20 protein-coding genes are annotated in these 17,186 nt (G+C 72.6%); 12 read left to right on the forward strand and 8 right to left on the reverse strand.

Annotated elements, in window-relative coordinates; all coding sequences use genetic code 11:
- Positions 1-60: 60 nt before the first annotated feature.
- The 4 genes from ACZ6ZT_RS09690 to ACZ6ZT_RS09705 all read left to right on the forward strand — a co-directional run bounded on the left by ACZ6ZT_RS09690 (position 61) and on the right by ACZ6ZT_RS09705 (position 1,865).
- Entirely contained in the window at positions 61-276 is a 216-nt protein-coding gene (locus tag ACZ6ZT_RS09690; protein ID WP_469717154.1) for a hypothetical protein, read from the forward strand.
- Between the two features lie 148 nt (positions 277-424).
- On the forward strand, positions 425-1,075 hold the full coding sequence (locus tag ACZ6ZT_RS09695; RefSeq protein WP_469717156.1) for a TetR family transcriptional regulator: 651 nt from the start codon (positions 425-427) through the stop codon (positions 1,073-1,075).
- Positions 1,076-1,195: 120 nt separating this feature from the next.
- A complete protein-coding gene (locus tag ACZ6ZT_RS09700) occupies positions 1,196-1,423 on the forward strand; it encodes a DUF3107 domain-containing protein (RefSeq protein WP_469717158.1) in 228 nt (75 codons plus the stop codon).
- A gap of 139 nt (positions 1,424-1,562) precedes the next feature.
- Positions 1,563-1,865: a hypothetical protein gene (locus ACZ6ZT_RS09705; RefSeq protein WP_469717160.1), complete on the forward strand. Its 303-nt coding sequence runs from the start codon at positions 1,563-1,565 to the stop codon at positions 1,863-1,865.
- Positions 1,866-1,976: 111 nt separating this feature from the next.
- On the opposite strand, the gene ACZ6ZT_RS09710 is transcribed toward ACZ6ZT_RS09705, so the two are convergent.
- Positions 1,977-2,735, reverse strand: a complete 759-nt coding sequence (locus tag ACZ6ZT_RS09710) for a ferritin-like fold-containing protein (protein WP_469717162.1) — start codon at positions 2,733-2,735, stop codon at positions 1,977-1,979.
- Between the two features lie 456 nt (positions 2,736-3,191).
- Here ACZ6ZT_RS09710 and ACZ6ZT_RS09715 point away from each other — a divergent pair, with 456 nt between their 5' ends.
- The 3 genes from ACZ6ZT_RS09715 (at position 3,192) to ACZ6ZT_RS09725 (ending at position 6,392) form a co-directional block, all read left to right on the forward strand.
- Positions 3,192-5,174, forward strand: a complete 1,983-nt coding sequence (locus ACZ6ZT_RS09715; RefSeq protein WP_469717164.1) for a DEAD/DEAH box helicase — start codon at positions 3,192-3,194, stop codon at positions 5,172-5,174.
- Positions 5,175-5,262: 88 nt separating this feature from the next.
- The gene (locus ACZ6ZT_RS09720; RefSeq protein WP_469717166.1) at positions 5,263-6,144 is read left to right on the forward strand and encodes an alpha/beta fold hydrolase; all 882 of its coding nucleotides are present in this window, start codon (positions 5,263-5,265) and stop codon (positions 6,142-6,144) included.
- Positions 6,145-6,239: 95 nt separating this feature from the next.
- Positions 6,240-6,392: a hypothetical protein gene (locus tag ACZ6ZT_RS09725; protein WP_167456791.1), complete on the forward strand. Its 153-nt coding sequence runs from the start codon at positions 6,240-6,242 to the stop codon at positions 6,390-6,392.
- A 63-nt stretch (positions 6,393-6,455) separates the two neighbouring features.
- On the opposite strand, the gene ACZ6ZT_RS09730 is transcribed toward ACZ6ZT_RS09725, so the two are convergent.
- From ACZ6ZT_RS09730 to ACZ6ZT_RS09745, 4 genes are all read right to left on the reverse strand, one after another.
- A complete protein-coding gene (locus ACZ6ZT_RS09730) occupies positions 6,456-7,061 on the reverse strand; it encodes a MarC family protein (RefSeq protein ID WP_469717168.1) in 606 nt (201 codons plus the stop codon).
- An 83-nt stretch (positions 7,062-7,144) separates the two neighbouring features.
- A complete protein-coding gene (locus ACZ6ZT_RS09735) occupies positions 7,145-8,011 on the reverse strand; it encodes a PHP domain-containing protein (protein WP_469717170.1) in 867 nt (288 codons plus the stop codon).
- Positions 8,012-8,121: 110 nt separating this feature from the next.
- A complete protein-coding gene (locus ACZ6ZT_RS09740; protein WP_469717172.1) occupies positions 8,122-8,760 on the reverse strand; it encodes a DUF6758 family protein in 639 nt (212 codons plus the stop codon).
- Positions 8,761-8,843: 83 nt separating this feature from the next.
- Entirely contained in the window at positions 8,844-9,428 is a 585-nt protein-coding gene (locus tag ACZ6ZT_RS09745) for a suppressor of fused domain protein (RefSeq protein ID WP_469717174.1), read from the reverse strand.
- A 401-nt stretch (positions 9,429-9,829) separates the two neighbouring features.
- Here ACZ6ZT_RS09745 and ACZ6ZT_RS09750 point away from each other — a divergent pair, with 401 nt between their 5' ends.
- Both ACZ6ZT_RS09750 and ACZ6ZT_RS09755 read left to right on the forward strand, forming a co-directional pair.
- Entirely contained in the window at positions 9,830-10,954 is a 1,125-nt protein-coding gene (locus ACZ6ZT_RS09750) for a magnesium and cobalt transport protein CorA (RefSeq protein WP_469717176.1), read from the forward strand.
- Between the two features lie 31 nt (positions 10,955-10,985).
- The gene (locus ACZ6ZT_RS09755; RefSeq protein WP_469717177.1) at positions 10,986-11,498 is read left to right on the forward strand and encodes a hypothetical protein; all 513 of its coding nucleotides are present in this window, start codon (positions 10,986-10,988) and stop codon (positions 11,496-11,498) included.
- A 16-nt stretch (positions 11,499-11,514) separates the two neighbouring features.
- Here ACZ6ZT_RS09755 and ACZ6ZT_RS09760 read toward each other — a convergent pair whose 3' ends face one another.
- Positions 11,515-12,351 carry a hypothetical protein gene (locus ACZ6ZT_RS09760; RefSeq protein WP_469717179.1) on the reverse strand — a complete coding sequence of 279 codons (837 nt, stop codon included), beginning with the start codon at positions 12,349-12,351 and terminating at the stop codon, positions 11,515-11,517.
- A 168-nt stretch (positions 12,352-12,519) separates the two neighbouring features.
- Here ACZ6ZT_RS09760 and ACZ6ZT_RS09765 point away from each other — a divergent pair, with 168 nt between their 5' ends.
- From ACZ6ZT_RS09765 to ACZ6ZT_RS09775, 3 genes are all read left to right on the forward strand, one after another.
- Positions 12,520-13,791 (forward strand): magnesium transporter MgtE N-terminal domain-containing protein, encoded by a 1,272-nt coding sequence (locus tag ACZ6ZT_RS09765; protein WP_469717181.1) that lies wholly within the window; start codon positions 12,520-12,522, stop codon positions 13,789-13,791.
- Positions 13,792-13,888: 97 nt separating this feature from the next.
- Positions 13,889-14,464 carry a DUF1003 domain-containing protein gene (locus ACZ6ZT_RS09770; RefSeq protein WP_469717321.1) on the forward strand — a complete coding sequence of 192 codons (576 nt, stop codon included), beginning with the start codon at positions 13,889-13,891 and terminating at the stop codon, positions 14,462-14,464.
- Between the two features lie 42 nt (positions 14,465-14,506).
- On the forward strand, positions 14,507-15,676 hold the full coding sequence (locus tag ACZ6ZT_RS09775; protein WP_469717183.1) for an Mrp/NBP35 family ATP-binding protein: 1,170 nt from the start codon (positions 14,507-14,509) through the stop codon (positions 15,674-15,676).
- Positions 15,677-15,743: 67 nt separating this feature from the next.
- On the opposite strand, the gene ACZ6ZT_RS09780 is transcribed toward ACZ6ZT_RS09775, so the two are convergent.
- Together ACZ6ZT_RS09780 and ACZ6ZT_RS09785 are read right to left on the reverse strand one after the other, a co-directional pair.
- Positions 15,744-16,505 carry a hypothetical protein gene (locus ACZ6ZT_RS09780; protein WP_469717185.1) on the reverse strand — a complete coding sequence of 254 codons (762 nt, stop codon included), beginning with the start codon at positions 16,503-16,505 and terminating at the stop codon, positions 15,744-15,746.
- A gap of 114 nt (positions 16,506-16,619) precedes the next feature.
- Complete coding sequence (locus ACZ6ZT_RS09785; protein WP_469717187.1) at positions 16,620-17,069, reverse strand: sec-independent translocase; 450 nt, start codon at positions 17,067-17,069, stop codon at positions 16,620-16,622.
- Positions 17,070-17,186 lie beyond the last annotated feature (117 nt).

Here is a 17,186-nt window from a genome sequence, read left to right on the forward strand (position 1 = left end):
CGGCGCGCTCCCGATCCTCCTAGGCTCTAAGGGGAAACGACCGAAGGCGAGGGGAGCCCCATGACTGTCGACCCCGCGGACCCGGACACCTTCCGGGAACAGCTCCGGGAGACGCCCGGCCCGGAGGCCCCGGAGGCGGACGCCGCCGAGCAGGACACCGATATCCAGCCGCAGGAGGACGACGCGCTCGACGGCCTGGAGCCGCTCGACGCCCCGGAGGCCGATGCCGCCGAGCAGGCACGGGTGGTCCCGCTGGACGAGGACGACTACCGCTGACCGGCGCTGACCAGCGGGTCAGCGGTGTCCCAGGGCGGTCCGCACCGCGAGAAAACTCGGCTTGAACCCACCAGATTCGGTTACCGAAAAGTACGATGGCGGGCGCGGCGCAGAACGCACTGTGTTCTTAGAGAAAGTGGGAGGCGGCGTGACAGCCATCGAGCAGACCGAGGCAGCGCGTCCGCGGGGCACGCGACTGCCGCGCCGGGCCCGGCGCAACCAGCTCCTGGGCGCGGCCCAGGAAGTGTTCGTCGCGCAGGGCTACCACGCCGCCGCGATGGACGACATCGCGGAGCGCGCCGGGGTCAGCAAGCCGGTGCTGTACCAGCACTTCCCCGGCAAGCTCGACCTGTACCTGGCCCTGCTGGACCAGCACTGCGAGGCACTGCTGGTGGCGGTGCGCACGGCGCTGGGGTCCACCAGCGACAACAAGCTGCGCGTCGCGGCGACGATGGACGCCTACTTCGCGTACGTGGAGGACGAGGGCGGCGCGTTCCGGCTGGTCTTCGAGTCGGACCTGACGAACGAGCCGGCGGTGCGCGAGCGCGTCGACCGGGTGTCCCTGCAGTGCGCGGAGGCCATCTCGGACGTCATCGCCGAGGACACGGGCCTGTCGAAGGACGAGTCGATGCTGCTGGCCGTGGGCCTCGGCGGGGTCTCGCAGGTCGTGGCCCGCTACTGGCTGTCCAGCGCGAGCCCGGTCGCCCGCGATACGGCGGTGGGCCTGCTGACCTCCCTCGCCTGGCGCGGCATCGCCGGATTCCCGCTGCACGGCAGCGAGGGCGGAGCGGAGGCCTGACCGGCCACTGTTCGCTGCGAGCGTGTTCGCGGGGAAGCGGTCGTGTCCTCTCTACGGGCTAATGTGGTCCGGGTACGGCGCGGCTGATCGCGCGAAACGGACCGTCGGAGGGACATAGCCGTGGAGGTCAAGATCGGCGTGCAGCACGCACCCCGGGAGATCGTGCTGGAGAGCGACCTGAGCGCCGAGGAGCTGGAGTCCGTGGTCACCGCCGCGCTGTCCGGCCAGTCGCCGCTGCTGAGCCTGACCGACAACAAGGGCCGCAAGGTCCTCGTGCCGTCGGAGCGCCTGTCGTACGTCGACCTGGGCGAGCCGAGCGTGCGCAAGGTCGGTTTCGGCGCTCTCTGAGTCGTATCTGCGTCACATCTGAGTCACCGGCATCATCGAGGTACGGCCCGGCGGTTGGTTCCGCCGGGCCGTTTCCGTTTCTTCCGCTTCGGGTAGGACCGCTGTGACCCGGTTCGCCCTGACGTAGGGGAGTGACGTGATGCTGCTGATGGAGGCGCTCGGCTCCGGCCTGATCGGCCTCGCGCTGGCGGGAGCTGCCGTCCGCGTACTCGCCAAGCGGCTGCCCTCCACGAGAACGGTGCTGGTCAGCGGTGTGTCGGGGGCGCTCTTCGGGGCATATCTGACACACACCGCGCTCGGCCCGGGGCACAACACGCTGCTCGCGACCTTCCTCGGCGGCCTCAGCGTGTCGGCCGTCGTGGTCTCGCTGCTGCTGCGGCCTTCCGGGGGTTCCGGCAGGACCTCCCGGCGGCCTCCGTTTTCGCTCCCGTCGCGCGGTTGAGCGGGACTGGAGCCTGACCCGGAGCCCGGCCTGAACCCCACTCGTACGCCGGCCCCGGCCGCGGAGGTTTCCGCGGCCGGGGCCGGTGACGTAGGGAGGCGGGGTGAGCGGTCAGGCGGCGAGGCCGAGGGCCGCCATCCGCCTGGTGTGGGCCTTGGTGATCCGGGTGAACATCTCGCCGACGGCCGCGAGGTCGAAGCCCGCCGCCATCCCGTCGACGCCGCCGACCAGCATGGTGGAGAGGGCGTCGCGCTCGGCGACCACGCGCTGGGCCTGCGAGAGGGCCTCCCCCATCAGACGGCGGGCCCACAGCGCGAGTCGGCCGCCGACCCGCGGGTCCGCCTCGATCGCCGCGCGCACCTTCTCGACGGCGAAGCCGCCGTGGCCGGTGTCGTCGAGGACTCCGACGACCAGGGCGCGGGTGTCGGTGTCGAGGTGGGTGGCGACCTCGCGGTAGAAGTCGCTGGCGATGGAGTCGCCGACATAGGCCTTGACCAGGCCCTCCAGCCAGTCGGAGGGGGCGGTCTGGCGGTGGAAGTCGTCCACGCCCTTGGCGAAGGGCTCCATCGCGGCGGTCGGCTCGGCGTCGATCGCCGCGAGCCGGTCGCGCAGCCGCTCGAAGTGGTGGAACTCGGCGGAGGCCATCTTCGCCAGCTCGGCCTTGTCGCCCAGGGTGGGCGCGAGCTTGGCGTCCTCGGCGAGGCGCTCGAAGGCCGCGAGTTCCCCGTACGCCAGCGCGCCGAGCAGGTCCACGACGGCGGCCCGGTACTGGGGGGAGGCCGAGGCGGTCGCCCAGTCCTGGGCGGCGATGCCCTGCGCCTCCTCGGGCGCGCCGTCGTCGGCGGGAGATGCGTTTTCTACGGTCGACATGCTCCGCACAATAGCCCGCCGAAAGGCGGCACGAACCCCCTGCTCAGTCCGCCTAAACCCGCCTACCCGGTGAATTCACCCGACACACCTGCGCGATTCCGGGGTACAGTGGTAATGCGCCTGCCGGATACTCGGCGGGCCATCCGAATGAGGATGCCCGGTCGGTGGCCCGATCGGCTCCACCCCGACCGCCCTCGGTGCGGTGCGTACGTCCATGCGTACCGCCTCCGCACGAGGGGCCCCCTCAGCGGCAGAAGCGCTTGAGCGAAGGCTAGTGGTCCCGCGCAGCTTTGTACGGCCCGCCCGAACGTGGGTGGGCGTTACTGCAAGCCCGGCACGGTACGACCCCCCTCGCCGCCTCGCGCCGCGTCTCACAGAAGAGGCAGCACCCTGACTACGTTCCGTGACCTCGGGATCTTTCCCGAGACGGCCGAGGCTCTGGAAGCCGTCGGCATCGTGTCCCCCTTCCCGATCCAGGAGATGACCCTCCCCGTCGCCCTTTCCGGCACGGACGTCATCGGCCAGGCCAAGACCGGCACCGGCAAGACGCTGGGCTTCGGCCTCCCCCTGCTGGAGCGGGTCGTCGTCCCCGCGGACGTCGAGGCCGGCCGGGCCACGCCCGCGCAGCTGACCGACGCCCCGCAGGCCCTCGTGGTGGTTCCGACCCGCGAGCTGTGCACCCAGGTCACCAACGACCTCCTGACCGCGGGCAAGGTCCGCAACGTCCGCGTCCTCGCCATATACGGCGGCCGCGCGTACGAGCCCCAGGTCGAGGCGCTCAAGAAGGGCGTCGACGTGATCGTCGGCACCCCGGGCCGCCTGCTGGACCTGGCCGGGCAGAAGAAGCTCGACCTCTCCCGCGTCAAGGCCCTCGTCCTCGACGAGGCCGACGAGATGCTCGACCTGGGCTTCCTGCCCGACGTCGAGAAGATCATGAACTACCTGCCCGCGAAGCGCCAGACGATGCTGTTCTCGGCGACCATGCCGGGCGCCGTCATCGGACTGGCCCGCCGGTACATGACGCAGCCGACGCACATCCGCGCCACCTCTCCCGAGGGCGAGGGCGTGACCGTCGCGAACATCAAGCAGCACGTCTTCCGTGCGCACAACATGGACAAGCCGGAGCTGGTCTCCCGCATCCTCCAGGCCGAGGGCCGTGGCCTCGCCATGATCTTCTGCCGCACCAAGCGCACGGCGGCCGACATCGCCGAGCAGCTGGAGAAGCGCGGCTTCGCCTCCGGCGCCGTCCACGGCGACCTCGGCCAGGGCGCCCGTGAGCAGGCGCTGCGCGCGTTCCGCAACGGCAAGGTCGACGTGCTGGTGTGCACCGACGTCGCCGCGCGCGGCATCGACGTCGAGGGCGTGACGCACGTCATCAACTACCAGGCGCCGGAGGACGAGAAGACCTTCCTGCACCGCGTGGGCCGCACCGGCCGCGCGGGCAACAAGGGCATCGCCGTCACCCTGGTCGACTGGGACGACATCCCGCGCTGGCAGCTGATCAACAAGGCGCTGGAGCTGGACTTCCACGACCCGGTCGAGACGTACTCCACGTCCCCGCACCTGTACGAGGAAATGAACATCCCGGCCGGCACCAAGGGCATCCTGCCGCGCGCCGAGCGCACGCGGGCCGGCCTGAAGGCCGAGGACGTGGAGGACCTGGGCGAGACCGGCGGGCGCGGTGGCCGTGGCGGCCGCGGTCCGGCCGCCGCCGCCGTGGTCACCGAGGAGCGCCCCGCGCGCACCGGGACGCCGCGTCAGCGCCGCCGTACCCGTGGTGGTTCGGAGCTGGGCGCCGAGGACGCGTCCGCCGCCCCGGCGGCTCCGGCCGCCGAGGTCCCCGGTGCCGCTCCGGCGGGCGAGGAGGCGCGCCGTCCGCGCCGCCGCCGCACCCGGGTGGGCGCCCAGGCCGCCGCGGCCGTGGCAGCCGAGGCCGCCGTGGCCGAAGCCGCCGTGGCCCCGGCCGTGGTCGAGGCTCCGGCCGCTCCGGCGGTCGTCGAGGTCCCGGCTCCGGCCGTGGCCGAGGAGGCGCCGGTCAAGGCCCGCCGTACCCGGACCCGCAAGGCCGCCGAGGCGCCCGCCGCCGTCGCGCCGGTCGCCGAGGCCGCCGCCGTGGTGGAGGAGGCGCCGGTCAAGGTGCGTCGTCCCCGCAAGGTCGCCGCGCCCGCCGTGGACGAGCCGGACTTCCAGATGGCCCCGATGGTCGAGCCCGTCAAGGCCCGCCGCACCACCACCCGGCCCCGCAAGGCCGTGGCGGCCACCGCCGCCGCTCCGGCCGCCGCCGTGGCCGAGGAGGCGCCGGTCAAGCCGAAGCGCACCCGGACGCGGAAGGCCGTCGAGGCCCCCGCCGCCGAGGCGCCCGCCGCCGCCGAGGCCGCTGCGGCCAAGCCGAAGCGCACCCGGACCCGCAAGGCCGCCGAGGCCGCGCCGGAGGCGTAGCACCCCGTACGAGAACGGCCCCGGTCCCCTTGCGAGGGGGCCGGGGCCGTTCTCGTACCCGGGGCGTACGGGCCGGTAACCTCGGGCCATGAGCAAGCCGCCGCGCCTGACCCTGCCGCCCGCCGCCCGCGCGTACCGCCTGAGCACCGCGCGGGGTGACTTCGCCGTGCACGAGGCGGGCGGGCCCGTGCGCGGCACCGCCCTGCTGGTCCCCGGGTACACCGGCAGCAAGGAGGACTTCATCGGCCTGCTGGAGCCGCTCGCCGCGGCCGGCTACCGGGTGGTCGCCGTCGACGGGCGCGGCCAGCACGAGAGCCCCGGCCCGCGCGAGGAGTCCGCGTACGCGCTGGAGGAACTCGGCCACGACGTGCTGGCGCAGGCCGCCGCGCTCGGTGCGGGCCCGGTGCACCTGGTCGGGCACTCCCTCGGGGGGCTCGTCGCCCGCGCGGCGGTGCTGCGCGACCCGGCTCCCTTCGCCTCCCTCACCCTGATGAGCAGCGGGCCGGGCGCCATCGCCGAGGAGCAGCGGGCGCGCACGAAGCTGCTGGTCGCGGCACTGGAGGGGCTGCGCGAGCTGCCGCCCGCCGAAAGCATGGCGGCGGTCTGGGCGGCGATGCGGGCCGAGGACCCCACCGACCCCGAGGAGTCGGCGGCGGACACGCCCGAGCTGGCGGAGTTCCTGCGGACGCGCTGGCTGGGCACCGTACCGGAGCAGCTGATCGCGACCGGGCGGGTGCTGATCGGGGAGCCGGACCGGGTGGCGGAGCTGGCGGCGGCGCCGCTGCCGAAGCTGGTGCTGTCGGGGACGGTCGACTACGCGTGGCCGGTGCCCGAGATGGACGAGATGGCCGTGCGGCTGGGCGCTTCGCGGGTGCGGGTGGAGGGCGCGGAACACTCCCCCAATGCGGAGAATCCGCAGGTCACGGCGGGTGCTCTAGCGGACTTCTGGCGTTCTTCGAGCGGCCGGTAGTTAGCTTATGAAAAAATTTCCTTAGCGTAGGGAATGTTTCATGCAGGCCCTCCGTTGAACACTCTGCAAGGAGAACACCGACGAAGGGAGAAGCGATGCGCTTCGAGATTCTGCGCCTGAACGACGTCGACGGGTCCGCCGTGGACAGCACCGTCGTGGACGCGGCCTCCGTCAACCGGATCGTGCAGCAGGCCGCCGCGGTGGGCCAGCGCATCCTCATCCGGCCGGCCGAGACGGCGTCCTCCTGATGCTTTCGCGAAAACGCCCCCGCACCGACGACGGTGCGGGGGCGTTCGTGTGCGCGGGCGGCCTCAGGCGCCGCGGACGACCTGGAGCACGCCGTTGATGATCTGCTGGACGGCGATGGCCGACAGCATCATGCCGGCCAGGCGGGTGACGAGGACGACGCCGCCGTCCTTGATGACCCGGATGATCACCAGCGAGTAGCGCATGGTCAGCCACAGCACCAGGTGCATGGCGATGATCGCGCACCACACGGAGACCTGGCCGGTGAAGCCGTCGGCCTTCTGCACGGCGAGGATCACGGACACGATCGCGCCGGGCCCGGCCAGCAGGGGCATGCCCAGCGGGACGAGGGCGACGTTGACGTCCTTGGTCTGCTTGGGCTCGTCCGTCTTGCCGGTGAGCAGGTCCAGCGCGATGAGCAGGAGCAGCAGACCGCCCGCGATCATCAGCGCCGGGATGGAGACGTGCAGGTAGTCCAGGATCTGCTGGCCGCAGATGCCGAAGACGGCGATGACGCCGAAAGCCACGCACACCGCCTGCCAGGCCATGCGGCGCTGCACCTTGGCGGGGCGCCCGGAGGTCAGGGCGAGGAAGATCGGCGTGATCCCCGGGGGGTCCATAATCACAAAAAGCGTGAGAAAAAGGGATCCGAAGACGGCGAAGTCGAACACAGTGATGCCTTGCAGGTGAGGGGTGTGACGAAAAGGGGGGAAGGGACCCGAACGACGCGGCGCGGCGCCCCGGGCGTGGCGCCTCAGGCGCGGGCGTCTCCACCGGCGCCGGGGACGGGGAAGGCCCCGGTGGCGCGGCGGGTGATCTCGCCGTAGATCTCGGGGTCGGTGGTGTACTCCCCGAGGCGGCAGGTCTTGCGGCTGCCGTGGTAGTCGCTGGAGCCGGTCGTCAGCAGACCGAGGTCCGCGGCCAGGCCGCGCAGACGCGCCCGGGTGGCGGCGTCGTGGTCCATGTGGTCCACCTCGATACCGTCCAGACCAGCGGCCGCGAGCGCGGCTATGGCGCTCTCGGGCACGCACGCGCCGCGCTTGACGGCGGCGGGGTGCGCGAAGACGGTGACCCCGCCGGCCGCCTTGACCAGGCGGATGGCATCGAAGGGGTCGAGCTCGTGCTTCTCGGCGTACGCGCGGCCGCCGTCGGCGAGCCAGTCCGCGGTGAAGGCGTCCGACACGGTCGGTACGACGCCCAGCTCGACCATGGCGGTGGCGATGTGCGGGCGCCCCACGGAGCCGTCCCCGGCGATCCGGGCCACCTGCTCCCAGGTGACGTCCACGCCGAGCGCGCGCAGCTTGGCGACCATGGCCCGGGCGCGCGGGGTGCGGTCGTCGCGTACGAGTTCCCGCTCGCGGGAAAGCTCGGGCTCCTCCGGGTCGAAGAGGTACGCGAGCATGTGCATGCCGATGCCGTCGAGGCGGCAGGACAATTCGGCGCCGGTCACGAGCGTGAGCCCGGCCGGGAGCGCGGCGATGGCCTCGGCGTGTCCCCCGACGGTGTCGTGGTCGGTCAGCGCGATCACGTCCAGCCCCGCGCGGGCGGCGCCCCGTACCAGTTCGGCGGGGGTGTCGGTGCCGTCGGAAGCCGTGGAGTGGGTGTGCAGGTCGATGCGCACAGCCGGGCTCCAGGATTTCGAACGGACGAGGGGGACACTCCAGGATACCCACCCGTCGGCCGCCCCCGGCCACGCCCGGCGGCCCCGCCCGGCGGCCGGCGGCCGGCGGCCTAGGACAGGATGCGCGGCGTCAGGGCGCCGCAGGGCAGGAGTTCGACTTCGGAGCCCGCGTCGCGGAGGTCGGTGAGGACGAGTTCGTCGTACATCAGGAGTCCGGACTGCTCCGGCCAGACGATGGCCCACAGCCACAGCCCGCGCGCCTCGCCCGCGAACACGGCCCGGTCGTCCGGCACCCCGCTGACGTGCCACAGCGGCGTCGGCCGCCCTGCGGCGACGACCTTGGCGTGCGGCGGGGCGGAGACGTCGATGTAGGAGCCCGGGTCGGGGGCGTCGATGCCCGCGAAGCGGGAGCCGAGGCCGACGCCGAGTTCCTCGGCGACCAGCAGGAGCTCGCCGAGTCCGCCCAGCGGCCCGGGGCCCGAACAGGCCACGGCGGTGGCGCGGCCCCCGCTGCGGTCGTCCCCGGCGGAGGCGACGCCGGTGAACAGCCAGCCCACCGGCAGCGGCCACGGCATCCACACGGGCACCCGCGCCCGGTTCACCACCACGCTGAGGCCCTCGACGCTGGGCGGGATGACGGGTTGCAGCGGATGCACGGCGCCGTGGATCGCGCACTGCCAGGAGTCGCCGAAAAGACCGGGCGCCCGCACCCGGCCACCGCACTTCGGGCAACTCGGTTCGCCCCTCATAGGAAGCACGCTCCTCCCCGCCCGGCGCCCCGTCAAGGCACGATCACCCGTCCGGATGTCATCCGTACCCGCGGGCGCGCCGCTCAGTCCAGCGCGACGGCCGTACGCAGGGGATCACGCAGATCGGTACCCCGGGCGAGCCAGCGTTCCTGGAGGGCCGCCGCGCCGTGCACCCGCTTCCAGGCGGCCTCGTTCGCCGTCATGGGCAGGAGGGGCAGGAAGCGGACAAGGTCCATCGGCTCGTCCAGTTCCAGGTCTTCGACGAGGCCCCCCGGCTCGGCGACGAGGACCGAGCTGAACGGCGCCTGGTCCCACAGCGGTTCGCCCACGTCGAGGGAGGCGCCCGGGGCCACGATCAGCCCCTCCACCATCGGCGAGGCCGCCAGCACCGCGAGCGGCCGCAGCAGCTTGTCGGTCGGCGCGAGACCCGCCCGTACGGTGAGCACCAGCTCGGCGCGCGGGCCGCGCACCGGGTCGGCGACCACGGCGGTCGGGTCGGTCATCGGGTGCGCGGACATCCCGAGGGTGGCGTAACGGACGAGGTCGCCCTCGGCGAAACGGAGTACCTCGATGCGGTCGGTGCCCAGGAAGGTGACGGCGGCACGGGCGTCGGGGTCACCGAACGCACCGCGCAGCCGGGCCTCGACGAGGGCCAGAATTTCTGCCATGAAGTGAGCATAGAACTCCTATCAGCCGGGTAAAGGGCGGGTCTTGACCATCCGTCGGCTGATAGTGTTGACAGCTGGTCGGGGTGACACGCAGCAGGGGTCCCTCCCAGCGGTGGCTGGGGGAGATGTTTCAGCGCTCCGGCGACAGGACGTCCCCCACGGGGGACCGGCCGGAGGAGGTGGGGCTGCGATGGATCGAAGTCGATCGTGCAGTACCGATCGCTCTTCCGCTTCTGTGCAGGGCGTTCCGCGCCCCCTTTGATCTTCCGATCAGCAGAAGGGCGACGGCAGAACTTCGTCCTCCCGTCCTTTTCCCTCCCCCTGCCCGGGCCTGCCCGCCCCCGCTCCCGGAGGGCCTCCCACCCGTACGGTCCGCAGCCGTACGCGCGAAGGAGCCTGCCATGTCGATGCTGCCCTACCTCCGTGCCGCCGTCCGCCCGGCCCTGCGCCGCTCCACGCCCGTGCAGCCCGGCTACGACACCACCCGTGACCCGTCCGCGAGCAGCGCGGTGGTCGACTGCGCCGTGTACCGCGACGGCCGGCGCGACGCCCGGGCCTCGGGACGCGGCTGTCTGACCCCGCGTGAGGCGATGCGCCGGGTTCGTCAGGACGGCGGCTTCGCCTGGATCGGCCTGCACGAGCCGACCGGGGCGGAGTTCGCGGGGATCGCCGCCGAGTTCGGGCTGCACCCGCTGGCCGTGGAGGACGCGGTGCACGCGCACCAGCGGCCGAAGCTGGAGCGCTACGACGACACGCTGTTCACCGTCTTCAAGACGATCCACTACGTGGAGCACGCCGAACTCACCGCGACCAGCGAGGTCGTGGAGACCGGCGAGGTGATGTGCTTCACCGGTCCCGACTTCGTCATCACCGTCCGGCACGGCGGCCAGGGCTCGCTGCGGAGCCTGCGCCACCGCCTCCAGGACGATCCCGAACTGCTCTCGCGCGGCCCCTCCGCCGTCCTGCACTCCCTCGCCGACCACGTCGTCGACGGCTACATCGCGGTGGCCGCCGCCGTCCAGGACGACATCGACGAGGTGGAGAGCGCGGTGTTCGCCGCTCCCGCCAAGGGCGTCGCCCGGGGCGGCGACGCGGGCCGGATCTACCAGCTCAAGCGCGAGGTGCTGGAGTTCAAGCGGGCGGTCGCCCCGTTGCTGCGGCCGATGGAGCTGCTCAGCGAGCGGCCCATGCGGCTGGTCGACCCGGACATCCAGAAGTACTTCCGCGACGTGGCCGACCACCTGGCGCGCGTCCACGAGCAGGTCGTCGGCTTCGACGAGCTGCTGAACTCGATCCTCCAGGCCAATCTGGCGCAGGCCTCCGTCGCCCAGAACGAGGACATGCGCAAGATCACCTCGTGGGCCGCGATCATCGCCGTGCCGACGATGATCTGCGGGGTGTACGGGATGAACTTCGACCACATGCCCGAGCTGCACTGGCGCTACGGCTACCCGGTGGTGATGGCCGCGATCGTGGGCAGCTGCTTCGTCATCCACCGGACGCTCCGGCGCAACGGCTGGCTGTAGCCGCCGGGGCCGGAGCCCCTAACCTGTCGGCATGACTCTCAGCACGCTCGATCTGGCCCTCGTCGAGGAGGCCTCCAAGAAGTCCGGCCTGATCTGGGTCCGCGGCGCGGGCGCCGACCGGGCCCTGTGGCACGCCTGGGTGGACGGTGCGGCGCACGTGCTCGGGGACGGGCCCGGTGAGCAGCCGTTCCCCGGCCTCACCGACGGCGGCGCCGCCGAGGTGACCGTGCGCAGCAAGGACAAGGGCGGCCGGCTCGTCGCCTGGACGGCGGCCGTACGCGAACTCGTGCCCGGCAGCCGGTCGTGGGAGGCCGCCGTCGCCGAGCTCAAGGGCAAGCGGCTGAACGCGCCCGACTCGGAGCGGATGACCGAGCGCTGGGCCCGCGAGTGCCGGCTGCTGCGCCTGGAGCCCGTCGCGGTGGCCGGTGAGCTGCCCGGCGGTTCGCTGGCCGCGGCTCCGCTGCCCTCCCCCGCGATCACCCGCAGGGCCGTCCCGGCGGGTCTGCCGAAGCTGCTGCTGAAGCGGAAGAAGAGCAAGGGGTAGGCGGGGGCCGGGCGGGTCAGCCGCTGCCCGGGTCGGCGCCCTGGCCGGAGCCGGAGCCCCCGGTCTTCGCCGGGGCCGGCCCGCCCGAGCCCGTACCCGTACCGGTGCCCGTGTCCTTGCCGTCCTTGGTGGTCGGCAGCTGGGAGCCGTAGTCCACCGTCTGGTCCTCCGCGGGCGCCTCCAGCGGGAAGGGCCTGCCCCATTCGGAGAGCTCCACCCGGCCGGCGCCGCCCGCGCGTTCCATCAGCAGCGGGTACGGGGTCCCCTCCAGGGACACCGTCAGCTTGCCGCTCTTGCCCGCGTCCGCCGAGACCGGCACCGCGCGCACGTGCCCGACGGTGGTGTAGGCGCCCTTGGTCAGCTTGCCCTGGAGCCCGAGCAGCCCGTCGAGCAGGACGTGCATGTCGGTGAACCCGCGGAACTGCTTGTACGAGGGGTCGTTCTCGGGGACCTTCACGTACTTGCCGCCGAGCTTGCCCGCCGAGTCCGACTTCCCCCAGAAGGCCGCGCCGGCCTTCAGGTACAGCGCTTCGCCGACCCGCAGCAGCTGGAAGGTGTCGCTCGGGGACTTCACCTCGCCGGAGCCGCCGTCCGCCTTCAGCCGCATGTCGAGGGTGAAGGTCGTGCCGCCGGTGACCAGGGTGCCCGACAGGTGCACCGAGCCCGCCGCCGTCGCGGCCGCCTTCGCCTGGTCCTCGATCTTGTCCGCGCCGAGCTTGCCGACCCCGTTCGTCCCCTTGTCGGGGTCCTCCGCAGTGCCCCCGCAACCCGTCGCGGTCACGGTGAGGCCCGCGCACAGGACACCGATGAAGGCGGCCCGGCGCAGCCGTGCGGCAGGGGTGTAGGCGGTCACGGGCAGGTGCCTCTCCTCGGACGTCTGCGGGCAGCAGGCAGCGTACCCGCCCCCGGACGGGCCCCCGCGGGACCCCCGGGAGGAGGCCCCCACCAGGACGGTTTCCCGTGGCACGGGCTAGCCTGAGGCACGGCAGGACTGGTGATGGACGCTCTAGGAGGCGCTCGGATGGCTGCAGGCGCCCCGCGGATCTTCGTCTCGCATCTGTCGGGTGTGCCCGTCTTCGACCCCGGCGGCGACCAGGTCGGCCGGGTCCGCGATCTCGTCGCCATGCTGCGCGTGGGCGGCCGCCCGCCCCGGCTGCTGGGCCTGGTGGTCGAGGTGGTCAGCCGCCGCCGGATCTTCCTGCCGATGACCCGGGTGACGGGCGTGGAGTCCGGACAGGTCATCACCACCGGTGTCGTCAACATGCGGCGCTTCGAACAGCGCCCCACCGAACGGCTGGTCCTCGGCGAACTGCTGGACCGCCGGGTGACGCTCGTCGCCACCGGCGAGGTGGTCACCGTCCTGGACGTGGCCATCCAGCAGCTCCCGGCCCGCCGCGACTGGGAGATCGACCGGATCTTCGTACGCAAGGGCAAGGGGGGCGCGCTGCGCCGCCGGGGCGAGACCCTGACCGTCGAGTGGTCGGCGGTGACCGGGTTCTCGCTGGAGGAGCACGGGCAGGGCGCCGAGAACCTGGTCGCCACCTTCGAGACGATGCGCCCGGCCGACCTCGCCAACGTGCTGCACCACCTGACGCCCAAGCGGCGCGCCGAGGTGGCCAACGCCCTCGACGACGACCGCCTCGCGGACGTGCTGGAGGAGCTGCCCGAGGACGACCAGGTGGAGATCCTCGGCAAGCTGAAGGAGGAGCGCGCCGCCGACGTCCTGGAGGCGATGGACCCCGACGACGCGGCCGACCTGCTCTCCGAGCTGCCGGAGGAGGAGAAGGAGCGGCTGCTCACGCTGATGCAGCCCGACGACGCGGCCGACGTGCGGCGCCTGCTGTCGTACGAGGAGAACACCGCGGGCGGCCTGATGACCACCGAGCCGATCGTGCTGCGCCCGGACGCCACGGTCGCCGACGCGCTGGCCCGCGTACGCAAGTCGGACCTGTCCCCGGCGCTGGCGGCGCAGGTGTACGTGTGCCGGCCGCCGGACGAGACGCCGACCGGCAAGTACCTGGGGACGGTGCACTTCCAGCGGCTGCTGCGGGACCCCCCGTTCACCCTGGTCAGCTCGCTGGTGGACGCGGACCTGCCGCCGCTGCGGCCGGACGCCTCGCTGCCGGCGGTGACCAGCTACCTGGCCGCGTACAACATGGTGGCGGCGCCCGTCGTCGACGAGAGCGGCTCGCTGCTGGGCGCGGTCACCGTCGACGACGTACTGGACCACCTGCTGCCGGACGACTGGCGGGAGACGGACTTCCATTCCGAGGAGGCCGTGCGTGGCCACTGAGCGGGGCCGCGGGGACGCGGCGCGCGAACGGCGCCGTGAGCGGCGCGACCAGGCCCGCGAGGGGCTCTCGGACCGGCTGGAGGAGGCGGCGGAGCGGCTGCGCCACGAGCGGCCGGAACGTCCCGCCGAGCGGGCCAAGGCCGGCGCGGCCACTGGCGCGAGCGCGCTCGCGCGGCCGCGCGTACGGCTGGACCAGCCGCGGCCGGCCCGCCGCAAGCTGCTGCCCGAGTACGACCCGGAGGCCTTCGGCCGGCTGTCGGAGCGGGTCGCCCGCTTCCTCGGCACCGGCCGGTTCATCGTCTGGATGACGCTGGTCATCGTCCTGTGGGTGCTGTGGAACATCTTCGCCCCCGACCACCTGCGCTTCGACCAGTACCCCTTCATCTTCCTGACGCTGATGCTGTCCCTCCAGGCGTCCTACGCCGCCCCGTTGATCCTGCTCGCGCAGAACCGGCAGGACGACCGCGACCGCGTCACCCACGAGCAGGACCGCAAGCAGAACGAGCGGTCCATCGCGGACACCGAGTACCTGACGCGGGAGATCGCGGCGCTGCGGATGGGCCTGGGCGAGGTGGCCACCCGCGACTGGATCAGGTCGGAGTTCCAGGACCTGATCAAGGAGATGGAGGAGCGGCGGCTGTTCTCCGACGAAAGTGACGAAGGCGACCGCTGACGGGCTTTCCCGAGCCGCGCCACCGCGCCGTACCATCGGGGCATGGCTACCGACACAAGCTCCGCCGCCGACGCCGCCGCGCCCGAGCAGGACGCGATCCTGGACGCGCTGTCGACGGTGAACGACCCCGAGATCCACCGGCCGATCACCGAGCTCGGCATGGTCAAATCGGTGGAGATCGGCGAGGGCGGCGCCGTCGCCGTCACGGTCTTCCTCACGGTGTCGGGCTGCCCCATGCGCGAGACCATCACCAAGAACGTCACCGAGGCCGTCGAGAAGGTCGCGGGCGTAACCTCCGTCGCCGTCACCCTCGACGTGATGAGCGACGAGCAGCGCAAGGACCTGGCGGCCACGCTGCGCGGCGGCACCGCCGAGCGCGAGGTCCCCTTCGCCAAGCCCGGCTCCCTGACCCGGGTGTACGCGGTCGCCTCCGGCAAGGGCGGTGTCGGCAAGTCCTCCGTCACGGTCAACCTCGCCGCGGCGATGGCGGCCGACGGCCTGAAGGTCGGCGTGGTCGACGCGGACATCTACGGCCACAGCGTGCCGCGCATGCTCGGCGTCGAGGGCCGTCCCACCCAGGTCGAGAACATGATCATGCCGCCGTCGGCGCACGGCGTGAAGGTCATCTCGATCGGCATGTTCACCCCGGGCAACGCGCCGGTCGTGTGGCGCGGCCCGATGCTGCACCGCGCGCTCCAGCAGTTCCTCGCGGACGTCTTCTGGGGCGACCTGGACGTGCTGCTGCTGGACCTGCCGCCGGGTACGGGCGACATCGCGATCTCCGTGGCGCAGCTGGTGCCGAACGCCGAGATCCTCGTCGTGACCACCCCGCAGCAGGCGGCCGCCGAGGTCGCCGAGCGGGCCGGCTCGATCGCCGTGCAGACCCACCAGAAGATCGTCGGCGTCGTCGAGAACATGTCGGGCCTGCCGTGCCCGCACTGCGACGAGATGCTGGACGTCTTCGGCTCGGGCGGCGGCCAGAAGGTCGCCGACGGCCTGACCAAGACGGTCGGCGCGTCCGTGCCGGTGCTCGGCACCATCCCGATCGACGTACGGCTGCGCGAGGGCGGCGACGACGGCCGCCCGGTGGTCCTCTCGGACCCCGACTCGCCGGCCGGTGCGGCGCTGCGCGCGATCGCGGGGAAGCTGGGCGGGCGCTCCCGCGGCCTGTCGGGCATGTCGCTGGGCATCACCCCGCGCAACAAGTTCTGACACCGCTCCACCGCGAAGGGCACCGCCAGCCGGCGGTGCCCTTTCCCGTACGCGGGCGCCCGCGCGGCTACTCGTACGCGCCGAGGTCCGGGATCGCCGAGAAGCCCAGCCCGTACGCGCTCATCCCGCGCCCGTACGCGCCCAGGTGGACCCCGCTCCCGGTGGAGCCGGCCAGCACCCAGCCGAACTCCGACTCGCGGTAGTGGAACGGCGTCGGCTCCCCGTCCACCGGCAGGGACAGCGTCGACCAGTCGGGCCCCGCGAGGTCGTCGGCGAGCTCCCAGGCGGCTTCGGTCTGCTGCTCCAGCCAGTCGTCGCGCAGGGTGTGGTCCATCTGCTGCGGCCAGGTGTGGGCCAGCAGGCCGGAGCCGGCCAGCCAGGCCGCCGAGGAGACCGAGGTGGCCTCCAGGACGCCGGTGCCGTCGCCGCTGCGGCGCAGCGGGTTGCTGGCCACCGTGATCACCACCGCGAAGCGTTCCTTCTCGCCCGTCGCGATCTCCCCGCGGACGGACGGCTCGTCGCCGTGGCCGGTCGAGCCGTGCTCCACGGTGCCGTCGGCGCCGGCGGCGACCTGCATGAGCCAGCGGGGGCCGGTGAAGGCCGCGTCCAGCCCGTACCAGGGGAAGTCCGCCTTCAGGTACCCGTCCGCCGTCCGGCGGGCCGCCGGAACGGGCGCGCCGGCCTCGTGGGCCGGCTCCGGAGCGGGCTCCTGGGCCTGCTCCCGGCCGGGCTCGGCGGCGGGCTCGGGCGGCTGCTGCTCGGTCTGCGGGGGCGCGTCAAGGGCTTCAGCGGGCTGCACGCCCACCCGGCTGCTACGCGTCGTCTCCATCTGGGCGGCCTCTCGTTCCGTCGGGTCCGGAACCTCCGGCCCCCCTCGGGCGTCCTGGTTCCGGACAGATGGAGGATAGCCATCCGACCCCCGGCTCGCCGGTCAGGCGGCGGCTCAGGTGGCGTCGGCGTCGAAGGGCGTGCGCTGCTCCGGGGCCGGGGCGGCGGGCTTCTTCAGCAGATCGGGGCCGCCGGTCGCGGCGGGCGTGGCGGCCGCGGCGGGGGCGGCCGGAGCGGACGCGGCCTCCTTGCTGTTGACCGCGTCGGTGACGTCGTTCAGCTCCTTGCGGAGGTCGAAGCTGCTGCGGATCTCCCTGAGGTCCTCGTTCTCGGTCAGCTGCTTGCGGATGAAGTTCTTCGGATTGAGGTCCTCGAACTCGAAGTCCTTGAACTCGGGGCCGAGTTCGGAGCGGATGTCCTGCTTGGCGCTGTCGGAGAACGAGCGGATCTTCCGGATCATGCCGGAGACGTCCTGGATCACCTTCGGCAGCTTGTCCGGGCCGAAGATGAGGATGGCGAGCACCACGATCGTGACCAGTTCGAGTGCGCCTATGTCGTTGAACACCTTGCCGCTCCTCGGCTCTCTCCACGTCCGGCCCGGACAACGGTACCCGGCGTTCCTTGCGCGCTCCTACGCCGGTGCGGACCTCTTCCCTGATTCACCCGGGCGTCATGCGGTATT

It is taken from the genome of Streptomyces sp. NPDC102258 (assembly GCF_055584685.1).